We start from the raw sequence: 13,841 nt of genomic DNA on the forward strand, positions 1-13,841 counted from the left end.
AGAGTGAAGCGCACCCGCCTCAGCGTCTGCCGCCGCAAGGCGCGCTTCGTGTCGGAGGTCGACGCGCTGGTGGTGGCGCAGACCGGCCGCGTGCCGCTCAGAGTGTATCGGTGCGACCGGTGCCTACAGTTCCACCTGACCAGCCGGACGAAGGGCAAGAACGCGCGCTAGACATCGGAAACAGATCATATCCTGCTTTAGCGCGCTTGTATAATCGTGCAAACTACCGACGAGTATCGGAGGACTAAATCATGATCGCGTTGCTGTTCGCGTTGACGATGCAAGCTGCCACTCCAGATATCGTCGTGTCCGGCAAGCGTTTGGCAGCCGCGTACAAATCCTGCGTCGAGCAGACTTGTCCGCCCCTACGCGATGCGCAAGTTTCAATCGCGTATGCCGAGCAGCAATTCCGCCAAGGCGCGTATCAGCAGGCGCGAAAGACGCTGGCCGCGGCGGTTGCCCGCAACAAACAGAATGCCGCGACCGATCCGAAACCGGTCGCCGCGCTGTACGAGGCCTATGCGACGGTCTCGCTGCACGATGGCGAGATGGACGTGTTCAAAAGGGCCGTTGCCGGGCAGGTCCGGACCTTGCGCGAGAACTTGCCGGCGAACGACCCAGCGGTGATGGCCGCGGCATTCGCCACCGGCGATATGTGGGTGTCACTCGGCAACGGACGCGCGGCCGAGAGTTCGTACCGGGCAGTCGAGCGCCAAGCGATGGCGGATGGCAATGCGACGCTGGCGATGCTGGCGACGCTGCGGCGAGTCGGCCTTGCTAATGCGCGCAACGATCCCGCGGGCGCGGCACGGCTACTAGCGGAAGCGGAGGCAAGGTCCGCCGCCGCCGATCCCGCGCTCCGATCGGTGTTGCAGGTGGTCCGCTTGCGGATCGCGGCGCAGCGGGCCGATGACGACCAGGTCGACCGCCTGGTCCGCGAGATCGGCCACGATACTGCGACCCGCCCGGTATTGATCTGGGGGCCGCCGTACGAGCCGACGGCACAGGCAGCAGCAAGGGACGCAGCCGCCAAATTCGACTTCCTCAATCCGGTGCCGCCCAGATCGTCCGACCTAAACCCAATTCAGTGGGTCGATATCGGGTTCTGGATCAAGCCCGACGGCAAGACCGACGACGCCGAGATCCTCCGCGGATCGCGATCGACTGGATGGGCTGGGTATCTGCTCAAGCAGGTATCCGAACGCCGCTACACCGGCACACTCGCCGCGGCAGGCAGTCACGGCGTCTACCGGATCGAGCGGTTCTCGCTGCGCGGTACGTATCAAACGCCCGTCGACAGTAATATCCGTCGGCGGAGCGGCCCCTCCGAGTTGGAGGTGCTCGACCTGACCCAGCCGGATAAAACGATGACGGCAAGCCGCTGACCGAGTCGATCAACCGCCGATCGCGCGAGCCCGGTCCGCCAGGCGCGCGACCGCAGCGGGATGAATGCCGGGGGTCGACGTCAGCACACCAAACGCCTGCGGGCGAGGTTTGTTGAATACCAGCGGCGCACCCAATGCATCGCTAACTACCGCGCCGGCCTCGCTCGCGACCAGGACCGCGGCGGCGATGTCCCATTCGTTGCCCCAGCGGAGGGTGGCGACGAGGTCGGCTTCGTCGGCGGCTACCATTGCTATGCGTAGGGCGATCGAGTTGGGTTTGTGGACCATGATGAGGTCGCGGTCGGCTTTGGGGAGGGCGTCTACGGGCGTGCGGCTGCCGGGGAAGTCGGTGCGATTGCCGGCCTTTAGCGGCACGCCGTTGCGGGTGGCGCCCTGCCCTGCGACCGCGTGCCAGCGTTCGTCGCGGGACGGCGCTTCGAGGATGCCGATTACCGGCTTGCCGCGGTCGACCAGCGCGACCGAGACGCACCAGCCGGGCCTTGCGCGGATATAGTCGCGCGTGCCGTCGATCGGGTCGACCACCCAGAGCAGGTCGTGCGCGAGGCGGTCGGCGTTGTCAGCGGTTTCCTCGGACAGCCAGCCAGCCTCGGGGAGCAACGTCGACAGCCGCGCCTTGAGCATCCGGTCGATCGCGATGTCGAGTTCGCAGACCGGGCTGCCGGGGGTCTTTTCCCAGCGCTGGAAGTCGGTGTCGAAGCGGTCGAGCGCCATCGCGCCGGCCTCCGCGGCGATGCTCGCTACTGCGTCCGCCATAGCGCGCAGCCATGCCGGCGACCGCTCCGGGCCTCGATACCGGTCAGCCACTCGCCACCGTCATGCCCTCCACGCGGAGAGTCGGCACGTTGACGCCGTAGCGGAATTCGAGATCGTTGGCGGGGGTCATCGCGAGGAACATGTCCTTGACGTTGCCGGCGATCGTGAACTCGGCGACCGGCGTGGTGATCTGGCCGTTCTCGATCCGGAAGCCCGCCGCGCCACGGCTATAGTCGCCGGTCACGCCGTTCGCGCCGCCGCCCATCAGTTCGGTGACGTAGACGCCCGACTCGATGTCCGCAATGAGCGTTTCGAGCGGCACATGGCCCGGTTCCATGAACACGTTGCTGGTCGATACGCCAGGCCCGCCGCCGACACCGCGCGCGGCATGGCCGGTCGGCTCGAGGCCAAGCTGCCGCGCCGAGGCGGAGTCGAGCAGCCAGCGTTCGAGCATGCCGTCCTCGATGATGTCGCTCGGCGAGACGGGCAGGCCTTCGCCATCGAACGGACGCGAGCGCAGGCCGTGCGGGCGGTGCGGATCGTCGCGGATGGTGATACCGTGCGCGAACACCTGGCTGCCGAGCGAATCGAGCAGGAAGCTCGTCTTCCGCGTGATCGCCTGCCCCGAAATCGCGCCGAGCATGTGACCGACCAGCGATCCGCCAACGCGGCGGTCGTAGACGATCGTCGTGGGGCCGCTGACGAGGCGGCCGGGATTGAGGCGGGCGACGGCCTGTTCGCCGGCGCGGCGGCCGATCGCTTCGGGGGCTTCGAGATGCGCGCGGAGCCGGGCGCTGCTGTGCGCATAGTCGCGCTGCATATTGCCGCCCTCGCCTGCCAAAACGCTGGCCGACACGCCGTAGCCGGTCGCGGCGTAGGCGCCGGCGAACCCGTGGCTGGTGGCTAATGCCCAGACGCTGCGCGAGGCGCTGGCGCCGCCGCCTTCGCTGTTCGAGACGCCGGGGACGGCGCGGGCGGCGTCTTCGGCTTCGAGCGCGGCGTCGCGGAGTTGCTCGGGGCTGGCTTCGCCGCCGTCGTCGAGGCCGAGCATCGGGGTGATGCCGTGGAGCAGGCGTTCGGCGGGGGCCAGACCTGCCCAGGGGTCTTCAGGGGCCTCGCGCGCCATCGCGACCGCGCGTTCGACCAGCGCGTCCATCGCGGCGGTCGAGAGGTCGGAGGTAGACACGCTGGCGGAGCGCTGGCCGACGAACACGCGCAGGCCGAGGTCCTCGCTTTCGGAGCGGCCGATATCCTCCAGCTTGCCGAGGCGGATCGACACGTCGAGCGCTGCGTCGGCGGCGAAGACTGCGTCGGCGGCGTCGGCGCCCGCCGCCCTCGCGCGCTGGACGATGTCGTGGGCGCGGTCGCGGGCTTGGTCTGGGGTCAGCATATCAGCGAGTTAGGGATGCAGGCTCGTGCCGACAACCACGCAGGCGAGGAACATCAACAGTCCGGCGAAACGGTTGGCGCGGAAGCGGGCAAGTGCTGCGGTGCCGGCGCCCTCGTGCGTGTTCGGTTTGAGCGTGACGACCTGCCATGCGAGGTGGAGCGCAATGGGGATGAGCGCGGCGATCGCGAGCGGATCCGGGCGGACTTGCCAGAAGGCTGCGGCCCATAACGCGACGGCGGCGACGTAGAAGATGCCGACGCCGGCCTTGACGTGGCTGCCCATCCGGAGCGCGGAGGAGCGGATGCCGATCATCGCGTCATCCTCGCGGTCCTGCAGCGCATAGATCGTGTCGTAGCCGATCACCCATGCGATCGAACCCGCGTAGAGCAGCCACATCGGCGTATCGAGCGCGCCGGCGATATCGCTCCAGCCGACGAGTAGCGCCCAGGAGAAGACGATGCCGAGCCACGCCTGCGGCCACCAGGTGATGCGCTTCATGAACGGGTAGGCGGCGACGGGTGCGAGGCTGGCGAGTGCGACGATCGCGGCGAAGAAGGTGAGTTGCAGCAGGACCGCAAAGCCGATCAGGCAGAGCGCGACGAGCCAGACCCAGGCGAGCTTGATCGAGACGAGTCCGCTCGGGATTGGCCGGGCGCGAGTGCGCGCGACCTGCGCGTCGAGGTCGCGGTCGACGATGTCGTTGAAGACGCAGCCTGCACCGCGCATCGCGATGCTGCCGAGGAGGAGCCAGAGAATCAGGTCCCAGCGCTGCACCGCGCCGCCGGCTAGCGCGACTCCCCAGGCGCCTGGCCAGAACAGCAGCCACCAGCCGATCGGGCGGTCGAAGCGGGCGAGCAGCGCGATGCCGCGAAGGGTTGGCGGGAGGCGGCCGACTAAACCCCTGTGCTCGCTGTCGGGGACGATTTCAGCGTGGCTCGGCTTGGTCTGCATGATGGGGGCGTAGGAAGACGGGGTTTGGCGCGCAAGCCTTTGCCGGGTACCGGTGGGGCGTGACGCGTTCGGACCCTCTCGCATGATCGGCCTTTCGGTCGCGGTCGGCCGCTTCGTCGAGGCGTTGTTCTGGGGAATGTTTCGGGTTGCGGGCGCGGTCGCGGGGGTGTTGATCCTCGGCGTTGTGGTTTTGGTCGTGGCTTGGGTGATCGCGCGAAAAATGTGGGCGCGGCGGAGACGCTGAACGCCCCTTCCCGCAACGGCGCGTCCTCAAATCCTCCCCGACACGGGGAGGGGGACCGTTCGCCATCGGCGAAGGGTGGAGGGGGACCGCCGCGAACGTAACGCTAGCGAAGGGCGCAACCCTAGTGGAAGACGCTGAACGCAAGCGCTTCTCGCGTGGAAGCCCCCCTCCACCAGCTTCGCTGGTCCCCCTCCCCGTGCCGGGGAGGATTTGCTAGGGCGACGCTTATGCCTGCAACCCCAGCCTGGCCGCCGCAATCCACGCCGCGCCTTTTCGTCGATACCCCGCTCGCAGCCGGTCCGCTCCACGTCGATGGGCCGGCGGCGCATTATCTCGTCGGTGTGATGCGGATGAAGATCGGCGATCCGGTGAAGCTGTTCGACGATCGGACTGGGGAATGGCTCGGCGTCGCGGCGAGCGTCAGCAAGCGCGACCTTATGCTCGACGTCACCGAATTGCTGCGGCCGCGCGAGGATGTGCCCGATCTGTGGCTGTGCGCCGCGCCGCTCAAGAAAGGCCGGGTCGACTGGATGGCGGAAAAGGCGTGCGAGCTTGGCGTCGCGCGGCTGGTGCCGGTGGTCACGCGGCGGACGATCGTCGACAAGCCCAATACCGAGCGCCTGCGCACGCAGATGATCGAGGCGGCCGAGCAATGCGGGCGCACCGCGCTGCCCGAGGTTGCCGAGCCGGTGAAGCTCGCCGCGTTACTGCGCGACTGGCCCGAGGACCGCGCGCTGTTCTTTGCGGATGAGACCGGCGGCGTACCGGCGCTGGAGGCGATGCGGGCGCGACCGGGACCGGCGGCAATCCTGATCGGGCCCGAGGGTGGCTTCGATGCCGACGAACGCGAGGCGATCCGCGCGCATCCCAACGCCGTCGGGATCGGGCTGGGGCCGCGGATTCTTCGCGCCGAAACCGCGGCAGGTGCAGCCGTTGCCTTGTGGATGGCGGCGGCGGGAGATTGGCGCGGCGATTGATCGATACGACATTGCTACCGATTGGTCCGGATACCCTCTAGCACCCTCGTTCATCGACGCGTAAGGCGCGGCGATGACGACGATTCCCGCTCCGAAAAAGACCAGCCCGACAATCGAGTCGCGCGACCAGTTGATCGCCAGTTTCGCGGGCGGCGAAAAGCCGAAGGATGCGTGGCGGATCGGCACCGAGCACGAGAAATTCGTCTATGCGAACGGCGACCATCATGCGCCGTCCTACGACGAGCCGAGCGGCATCCGCGCGTTGCTCGGCGAGCTGGAGCAATATGGCTGGAAGCCGGTCATGGAAGGCGGAAACGCGATCGCCATGTCGGGTCCCGACGGCAGCATCAGCCTGGAACCCGCGGGCCAGTTCGAGCTTTCGGGCGCCCCGCTCGACTCGTTGCACGAGACCTGCGCCGAGACCGGGCGTCACCTGGAGCAGGTGAAGGCGGCAGGCGAGAAGCTCGGCATCGGCTTCCTCGGGCTCGGCATGTGGCCGGACAAGACGCGGGCCGAACTGCCGACGATGCCCAAGGGGCGCTATGCGATCATGCTGCGGCACATGCCGCGCGTCGGCAGCATGGGGCTCGACATGATGCTGCGGACTTGCACGATCCAGGTGAACCTGGACTATGCATCCGAGGCGGACATGGTGAAGAAATTCCGTGTCGGGCTCGCCCTCCAGCCGCTGGCGACCGCGCTGTTCGCGAACTCTCCGTTCACCGAAGGCAAGCCCAGCGGCATGCTGTCGTATCGCAGCCATATCTGGTCCGACACCGATCCGCACCGCACCGGCATGCTGCCGTTCGTGTTCGAGGATGGCTTCGGCTATGAGCGCTACGCCGAGTACGCGCTCGATGTGCCGATGTACTTCGTCTACCGCGAGGGCAAGTATATCGACGCCGCCGGGCTGTCGTTCCGCGATTTCCTGAAGGGCGAATTGTCGGTGCTGCCGGGCGAGAAGCCGACGCTCGACGACTGGACCGATCATCTGTCGACCGCGTTCCCCGAGGTGCGGTTGAAGACGTTCCTCGAGATGCGCGGTGCGGATGGTGGCCCGTGGAACCGGATCTGCGCGCTGCCGGCGCTGTGGGTCGGGCTGCTCTACGATCAGGGTGCGCTCGATGCGGCGTGGGACCTGGTCAAGGACTGGACGATCGACGAGCGTCAGGCGTTGCGCGACAGCGTGCCCAAGCTGGGACTAAACGCGCCGATCGCGGGCGGCGGCAAGCTGCGCGACATCGCGGGGCAAGTGCTCGATATCGCCGGTGCGGGCCTGTCGGCGCGGGCGCGATTCAATCGGGCGGGCGACAACGAGACGGGCTTCCTCGACCCGCTGCGCGAGATCGTCCGCAGCGGCAAGGTGCCCGCCGAAGTGCTGCTCGAGCGTTATCATGGCGTATGGAACGGCGACGTCTCGAAGGTCTACGACGAAGCGAGTTTCTAACTCCTCCCCTCCCGCTTGCGGGAGGGGTCGGGGGAGGGCTTGGCCGCTGGCGTTGCGCTTAGAAGTATAGAGGTCGGCCCCTCCCCTAACCCCTCCCGTAAACAGGGGGGAAATTAGCCGCGCAGTCTCGCGAACAGCCGCGGCACCAAGCCGTTGCGCGTCATCCAGTCGAAATACGCGCGATAGTCCGGGTCGAGCTTCAGGTGCCGCTCTTCGGTCTTGGCGCGCCAGTAATACACCCCGCTGACCGCCGCCATCAGCAGCGTCGCGCGCGCCGCGTCGACGACGCTGCCGAGCGTCAGCACGGGAATCGTCGAGATCCACCAGAAGACGTTCTTCGACAGATACGCAGGATGCCGCGACACCGCGTAGGGCCCATGCGTCAGGATCCCGCGGTTGGTGAGGTTGGAGAAGCGAAAGCCGAACGCCATCGTCGCCCATGCGTAGATCGCGGTCAGCCCGACCAGCACCGCGCCGATCAGCGCCAACAGGATCGGATGCCCCTGGAACCAATATGCCCAATCCGACGTGCCCGGATGATAATCGAGCGGTCCGCCGGGGGTCATCAGGATGAACGGCGGATAGCACATCAGTGCAGGCATCCACGCCGCCGCGAACGGGTTGGCGCTGCGGATGTGCGAATCGAGCGGACGGAAGGTCAGCAGATAGCCGACCGTCGCGAACGCCACGTCGATCAGAAACATCAGCGTTACCAGCCAACTCGACAAGGCGACCGGATCGCGCAGCACCGATGCGGCGTCACCGCGGACGAAATCGCCGAACCCCGGCGGCACGATCGCGAGCATGAAGGCGAGGAAGAACGTCTTCACGCCCCAGGCGCGGAGGTGGCCATAGATCGCCTCACGGTCGACACCCGCCTGCCCCGTCATCCACCCGCCGAGATGCCAGGCACCGTCGCGCGGCTCGACCAGATAGCGGTCGATCCAAAGGACGTAGGGGATCGAGACCACGAACAGGATCGGCGCGGCATTGGTGAAGCACCACATCGCAAACGCGAAATTACCCTGCCAATAAAAGCGCCCGGCGCCATAGATCACCGCGATCGCGGCCCAGGTCGCCCAAAGTCCGGCCAGCTTGGTTAGACTCGTGTCGAGCATCTCGCGCCACGATTTGCCAGCCGTCCAGTCAACTCCCGTGCTCGGGCTCAAATGCACCTTGTCGACCAGTAGCGACCAAGCGATCATCGGCAAGCCGCACGCCGCGACGTTGATCAGCGCCGAATACGGCCCGTCCATGCCGTAATGGCGGGCGACGGCGATCCAGACGAGTACGCCCAACAGTCCCGACAGCCCAGCGCCGTGGCTGACCGCCGATTTCGGCCGGGGATCGATGGTGGCGGGAACGGTAATCGCTGGGTCGTGGTCCATCCCGTCGGCCTAGCGCAATATGGTAATCAAGGCGTGAAGCATGTTCGGCAGCACCTATACGGACGCTTGCGCCGAGCGCATCGCGACGCTAGTCCAATCGCTCGCTCAGGCGTCGGGCGGGTATAGTACAATGGTAGTACAGCAGCCTTCCAAGCTGAATACACGGGTTCGATTCCCGTTACCCGCTCCAAAAAACGGCTCGCCCGTCGTCCCTTGACCGTTGCCACGACGTGTCAGCTACCGCTGCGGCTGAGCTTCCAATCGTTATTTTGCGACCAACTGCCCCAACAGGTTGGCCATCCGTCGCCGTCCAAGCACCGTCAGTTGGACATGCGATCGGCGCCCATCGCGCTCGTCGCGCGTCCGTTCGACCAGATTGGCGTCCTGCAACATTGCCAAATAGCGCAGCGCGGTGGCCGAAGGCGCACGCGCACCGATACAGACGGCCGAGACGCTGAGTTGGCGACGCTCGTGATCCGAAATGAACAGATCCAGCAGGATGTCCCATGCGGGTTCCGAAAACAGCGTTTCGCCGAGCAGGTCGTCGCGAACCTTTCTCATGGTATACAGGCGCTTGGCCACCTCCACCAGTGCCGGCGAGGAGACCCCACCGGGCGCCGGATCGGCAATAGACACGCCGACCGGTAGAAAGGCCACGCGCTTGGCGGCCGTGATGGGCACCACAGCAATTGCGTAAGTCATAAACGTCTTCCGAATATGCTTCAGCGGAGGGTCGGGTCCTGGCGACTCCAGTCGAGATCCCAGCCACGTGCCCGGATCCTGCGCGAGTGCCTGACTGTCCCGATCACGAGAAGCAGGACGATGGGATAGCTCCAGGCCGCGGAGAGGACAGCGTAGACGAGCCGGATGACGTCAGGGCTCATCGCTCGAGCCAGATGAGCCCCCGTCCCCAACGCGTGAAGTGCGGTTGCCCAAGCCGGCCAGAACCGATCGGCCTTGAGCGTGATCGCGATCATCACCGCCAGCAGGACGAGGTCGACGATCATCACGCCTCCCTCCAGTCCTACGAACAGGACCGGAATATCCCGCTGGACGAGGCCGGTCGATACCGCTGCGAGCAGCAGCGCCAACCCTGTCAATCGCTCCGGCGCCCCGCCCCGCAGAAGGGCATAGCCGGACGCGGCCACCTGTATCGCGTAGAACAACCAGACCCGATCCAACTCTTACCTCCAAAGCAGGACCGAAACCGGCCGTTCAGGCCACTGCCGCGAGGCGAACCGGCGTCTCGGCGCGCAACGCACCTTCGTTCGGCGGACATTCCGCGGTGTCGCCATACCCGTAGAACTGCCCAAGACCGATTTCGGCGCGCACGTCGACTAGCGCACGATGCGCCTCGACGAAGCGCTGGCGGGCGTTGATGATATCGAGCGAGGCTTGCGATACCATCTGCAACGCCGCGACGCCGGTGCCGACAGGCAGGTTGGCGGCGACACGCTGCTGCAACAACGTCGATACGCACGATGCCGCGAGCATCGCCGCGTGATCGACGGCCGCCTCGGCCTTCAGAAAATCGATCGTGACCTTGTCGGTCGCGTCGCGTCGTTGTTTCAGCATCGTCGTTCTCCCCGTTGGCACCGTCGTTGCGGTGCCGTGTACGGGAGCGCCGCGATCTCGGTTCGATCGCAACAGGCTGGTCATCGTCATCGCCATGTTCACGAGCGCCATCGAGGTGACGGCGATCAGGCCCATGAGAGCGAGAAGTCTGATTATCCTGTCGCCAACCGAAAATCGATTGCGGGCCACTCCCGTCGATCCGCTTTCCCCGGAGATTCCGAAGAAGCGGCGAACAAGCCCCCACGGCTCGATCTGAGCTCTGTCTGGAGTGCTGGAGGGGAGATTGGGAACGTCGAATGGTTCGGATGGTAGCCGTTCGTATGTGAGCGCAGGCTCTTCCGCCTCGGTTGGTTCACGAACCAGCACGGTGTCGCCGGTCACGCCCTGCTCGTGCTCCTGCAGGCGCCGCGCGGCTTCGAACCGCGTGCCGACGCCGAGAATCTGGATGGCGCGCTCGATCCGCTTGTCGATCGCCGACGGCGACACACCGAAGATCGCGGCGATCTCCTTCGAGTTATGGTGGGTCAACACCAATCGCAGGCAGGCGCGCTGGGCTTCGGTCAACTGCTCGTTGCGTCCTGCGGTCATGCCGTGATGGTAGCGCGAACGCGGCGCAGTTGCACCCTTCACTTACATCAGGATGGCGTTCCAGCCGCACGACGGCGCAACGTGTTGGAACTGGCAGCAACTCATGTTGCTGGATGGGCCAGCCTTTGTCGGTCTCTTGCCTGCATTCGGCAGTCGTGGGACGTCGAGCGCCTCAATCGCGGGCGAAGATCTCGTCATGCGGGATGGTCAGGTCGAGCGATGGGATGTGGAGATCGGTACGATCGCGCAGCCAGTCGTCGGTCCATCCGCCGCTCGGCGTGCGCCGGACAAGGCGGATGCGTTCGTCGGTCGGGTCGACGAGGACGATCTCGCGGGTGCCTTCGAGCTCGCGATACTCCTCGAGCTTGACCTTCTGGTCGTAGGAGGAGGTCGATGGCGAGAGTACCTCGAACACGACCTGTGGGTCGCCGAGAAGCTTCTTGCGGTCGTTGCCGGGGGCGGACGGGTTGTTGCAGTAGATGCTGAGGTCGGGAAATCGTACCGACCGCTCGCCGGTGCGGGTGGCGAAGTCGGAGCCGTAGGGGCGGCAGCCGGTGCCGCGCAACTTGGGGCCTATATACATCAGGAGATTGGCGGCGATGCGGGCATGCGCTTCGTTGCCGCCGGCCATCATGTAGATCAGGCCATCTTCCAATTCAGCCTTCGCGCCGCCGAAATCCATGTCGAGGAATTCGTCGACTTCGACTCGGCGGTAGGCGGGATCGAGGTGGAGGGCGGTCATCGGCTGACGGTATACCGTTCGCGGGGACAAACAAAGGGCCGGGGATTGCTCCCCGGCCCTTTGCTTTGGTCGGTGTGTTCGGAACGGAGGACCGGCAAAGCCGGCCCTTTTCGTCGGACGGGCCTGGGGGCTTCGCCGCCCAGCCCGCCGGCCGTTCTGATCTTCTGTCCGGGGCAGGTTGCCCTGCCCCGGTCGAAAATCAGAAGTCCATGCCGCCCATGCCGCCCATGCCGCCGCCGCCCATGGGCATGGCGGGCTTGTCTTCGGCCATTTCGCTCACGGCCGCTTCGGTCGTGATCAGGAGGCCTGCGACCGATGCTGCGTTCTGCAGCGCGGTGCGGACGACCTTGGTCGGATCGATCACGCCGGCTTCCACCAGGTTCTCGTACGTGTCGGTCGCGGCGTTGAAGCCGATCGACGTGTCGTTGCCGTCGAGCAACTTGCCCGAAACCACCGCACCGTCATGACCCGCATTCTGCGCGATCTGGCGAACCAGAGCGGTCAGCGACTTGCGCACGATGTCGATACCGCGCGTCTGGTCGTCGTTCGCACCCTCGAGACCGTCGAGAGCCTTGGTTGCGTACAGCAGAGCCGTACCGCCGCCGGGGACGATGCCTTCTTCGACGGCTGCGCGGGTTGCGTGCAGCGCGTCGTCGACGCGGTCCTTGCGCTCCTTGACCTCAACCTCGGAAGATCCACCAACCTTGATCACGGCAACGCCGCCGGCAAGCTTGGCGAGACGCTCCTGGAGCTTCTCCTTGTCGTAGTCGCTGGTCGTGTTCTCGATCTGCTGGCGGATCGCTTCGGTGCGGCCCTTGATCGTGTCGTGATCGCCGGCACCGTCGACAATGACGGTGTTGTCCTTGTCGATCGTGACGCGCTTGGCGGTGCCGAGCATGCCGAGCGTGACGGTCTCGAGCTTGATGCCGAGGTCTTCCGAGATCATCTCGCCCTTGGTCAGGATCGCGATGTCCTCGAGCATCGCCTTGCGACGATCGCCGAAGCCCGGTGCCTTGACCGCTGCGACCTTCAGGCCGCCGCGCAGCTTGTTGACGACGAGCGTGGCCAGAGCCTCACCCTCGATGTCCTCGGCGATGATCAGGAGCGGACGACCCGACTGGACGACAGCTTCCAGGATCGGGAGCATCGCCTGCAGGTTCGACAGCTTCTTCTCGTGGATCAGGATGTAGGGGTCCTGAAGCTCGACGGTCATCTTCTCGGGGTTGGTGATGAAGTACGGCGACAGATAGCCGCGGTCGAACTGCATGCCCTCGACCACGTCGAGCTCGAATTCGAGACCCTTCGCTTCCTCGACGGTGATCACGCCTTCCTTGCCGACCTTCTCCATGGCTTCGGCGATCTTCTCACCGACTTCACGGTCGCCGTTGGCCGAGATGATGCCGACCTGCGCCACTTCCTTCGAACCCGAAACCGGCTTCGAACGCGCCTTGACGTCCTCGACGACCTTGATGACGGCGAGATCGATGCCGCGCTTCAGATCCATCGGGTTCATGCCCGCTGCGACCGACTTCATGCCCTCGCGGACGATGGCCTGCGCCAGAACCGTCGCGGTGGTCGTGCCGTCGCCGGCGATGTCGTTGGTCTTCGAGGCCACTTCGCGCAGCATCTGCGCACCCATGTTCTCGAACTTGTCCTTGAGCTCGATCTCCTTGGCGACGGTGACGCCGTCCTTGGTGATGCGCGGTGCGCCGAAGCTCTTGTCGATGACGACGTTGCGACCCTTGGGGCCCAAGGTCACCTTGACCGCGTCGGCGAGAATGTCGACGCCGCGGAGGATGCGCTCACGCGCGTCACGACCGAATTTTACGTCCTTGGAAGCCATGTCAGCTGCCCTTTCAAAAAAGTGAAGTACAGGAAGTGCAGACGCTGGCGCAGATATCGCAGCCAGCATTTCTCGGCCCGTTCACGTCAGCATGACGCCGACGATCCCGAGCCCGTCGGGTCAACCGACGATGCCGAGAATGTCCGATTCCTTCATGATCAGCAGGTCTTCGCCGTCGACCTTGACCTCGGTGCCCGACCATTTGCCGAACAGGATCTTGTCGCCGGTCTTGACGTCGAGCGGGGTGATCGTGCCGTTCTCGGCGCGGGTGCCGGTGCCGATGGCGACGACTTCGCCTTCCTGCGGCTTTTCCTTGGCGGTGTCGGGGATGATGATGCCGCCAGCCGTCTTCTCTTCGGCTTCGAGGCGCTTCACCAGCACGCGATCATGCAACGGACGAAAGTTCATGGGGTCCATGTCCTTTTGGATTGTGACAGATTTCTGGCACTCAAGGTTATCGAGTGCCAACGGACGGCATATGTGCCTCGTGGTGCTGCATGTCAAAGGTTCCGGGGGTGAAATTTTTTCGGGCGGACG

General features: G+C 65.6%; 15 protein-coding genes and 1 tRNA gene. 6 read left to right on the forward strand and 10 right to left on the reverse strand.

The window, feature by feature from the left end; genetic code table 11:
• The first annotated feature begins 3 nt into the window (after positions 1–3).
• Both U1763_RS13685 and U1763_RS13690 read left to right on the forward strand, forming a co-directional pair.
• Positions 4–171, forward strand: a complete 168-nt coding sequence (locus U1763_RS13685; RefSeq protein WP_332755624.1) for a hypothetical protein — start codon at positions 4–6, stop codon at positions 169–171.
• Between the two features lie 80 nt (positions 172–251).
• Entirely contained in the window at positions 252–1,385 is a 1,134-nt protein-coding gene (locus tag U1763_RS13690) for a hypothetical protein (RefSeq protein ID WP_132737332.1), read from the forward strand.
• A 9-nt stretch (positions 1,386–1,394) separates the two neighbouring features.
• On the opposite strand, the gene U1763_RS13695 is transcribed toward U1763_RS13690, so the two are convergent.
• From U1763_RS13695 to ubiA, 3 genes are read right to left on the reverse strand one after another with little or no spacing between them, the layout of a single operon-like run.
• Positions 1,395–2,159 carry a 3'(2'),5'-bisphosphate nucleotidase CysQ gene (locus U1763_RS13695; protein ID WP_332755625.1) on the reverse strand — a complete coding sequence of 255 codons (765 nt, stop codon included), beginning with the start codon at positions 2,157–2,159 and terminating at the stop codon, positions 1,395–1,397.
• 43 nt (positions 2,160–2,202) lie between these two features.
• Complete coding sequence (locus U1763_RS13700) at positions 2,203–3,549, reverse strand: TldD/PmbA family protein (protein WP_332755626.1); 1,347 nt, start codon at positions 3,547–3,549, stop codon at positions 2,203–2,205.
• 9 nt (positions 3,550–3,558) lie between these two features.
• Positions 3,559–4,500, reverse strand: coding sequence for a 4-hydroxybenzoate octaprenyltransferase (ubiA, locus tag U1763_RS13705; protein ID WP_332755627.1), 942 nt, complete (start codon positions 4,498–4,500; stop codon positions 3,559–3,561).
• 82 nt (positions 4,501–4,582) lie between these two features.
• Here ubiA and U1763_RS13710 point away from each other — a divergent pair, with 82 nt between their 5' ends.
• From U1763_RS13710 to U1763_RS13720, 3 genes are all read left to right on the forward strand, one after another.
• Positions 4,583–4,744: a hypothetical protein gene (locus tag U1763_RS13710; protein WP_332755628.1), complete on the forward strand. Its 162-nt coding sequence runs from the start codon at positions 4,583–4,585 to the stop codon at positions 4,742–4,744.
• A 227-nt stretch (positions 4,745–4,971) separates the two neighbouring features.
• Entirely contained in the window at positions 4,972–5,721 is a 750-nt protein-coding gene (locus U1763_RS13715) for a 16S rRNA (uracil(1498)-N(3))-methyltransferase (RefSeq protein ID WP_332755629.1), read from the forward strand.
• Positions 5,722–5,794: 73 nt separating this feature from the next.
• Entirely contained in the window at positions 5,795–7,168 is a 1,374-nt protein-coding gene (locus U1763_RS13720; RefSeq protein ID WP_332755630.1) for a glutamate--cysteine ligase, read from the forward strand.
• A 113-nt stretch (positions 7,169–7,281) separates the two neighbouring features.
• Here the strand turns inward: U1763_RS13720 and U1763_RS13725 are convergent, their stop codons facing one another.
• A complete protein-coding gene (locus U1763_RS13725; protein ID WP_332755631.1) occupies positions 7,282–8,556 on the reverse strand; it encodes a methyltransferase family protein in 1,275 nt (424 codons plus the stop codon).
• A 116-nt stretch (positions 8,557–8,672) separates the two neighbouring features.
• Here U1763_RS13725 and U1763_RS13730 point away from each other — a divergent pair.
• Positions 8,673–8,746, forward strand: a tRNA-Gly gene (locus U1763_RS13730).
• A gap of 74 nt (positions 8,747–8,820) precedes the next feature.
• Here the strand turns inward: U1763_RS13730 and U1763_RS13735 are convergent.
• The 6 genes from U1763_RS13735 to groES all read right to left on the reverse strand — a co-directional run bounded on the left by U1763_RS13735 (position 8,821) and on the right by groES (position 13,712).
• A complete protein-coding gene (locus U1763_RS13735) occupies positions 8,821–9,258 on the reverse strand; it encodes a helix-turn-helix domain-containing protein (protein WP_132896018.1) in 438 nt (145 codons plus the stop codon).
• A gap of 20 nt (positions 9,259–9,278) precedes the next feature.
• The gene (locus U1763_RS13740) at positions 9,279–9,737 is read right to left on the reverse strand and encodes a hypothetical protein (protein WP_132737310.1); all 459 of its coding nucleotides are present in this window, start codon (positions 9,735–9,737) and stop codon (positions 9,279–9,281) included.
• A gap of 34 nt (positions 9,738–9,771) precedes the next feature.
• The gene (locus U1763_RS13745) at positions 9,772–10,719 is read right to left on the reverse strand and encodes a helix-turn-helix transcriptional regulator (protein WP_332755632.1); all 948 of its coding nucleotides are present in this window, start codon (positions 10,717–10,719) and stop codon (positions 9,772–9,774) included.
• 172 nt (positions 10,720–10,891) lie between these two features.
• Positions 10,892–11,461, reverse strand: coding sequence for a Uma2 family endonuclease (locus U1763_RS13750; protein WP_332755633.1), 570 nt, complete (start codon positions 11,459–11,461; stop codon positions 10,892–10,894).
• A 199-nt stretch (positions 11,462–11,660) separates the two neighbouring features.
• On the reverse strand, positions 11,661–13,304 hold the full coding sequence (gene groL, locus U1763_RS13755; protein WP_056065680.1) for a chaperonin GroEL: 1,644 nt from the start codon (positions 13,302–13,304) through the stop codon (positions 11,661–11,663).
• A 120-nt stretch (positions 13,305–13,424) separates the two neighbouring features.
• Positions 13,425–13,712 carry a co-chaperone GroES gene (groES, locus tag U1763_RS13760; protein WP_056052039.1) on the reverse strand — a complete coding sequence of 96 codons (288 nt, stop codon included), beginning with the start codon at positions 13,710–13,712 and terminating at the stop codon, positions 13,425–13,427.
• Positions 13,713–13,841 lie beyond the last annotated feature (129 nt).

This window comes from Sphingomonas sorbitolis (genome assembly GCF_036663875.1).
Taxonomy (GTDB): Bacteria; Pseudomonadota; Alphaproteobacteria; order Sphingomonadales; family Sphingomonadaceae; genus Sphingomonas.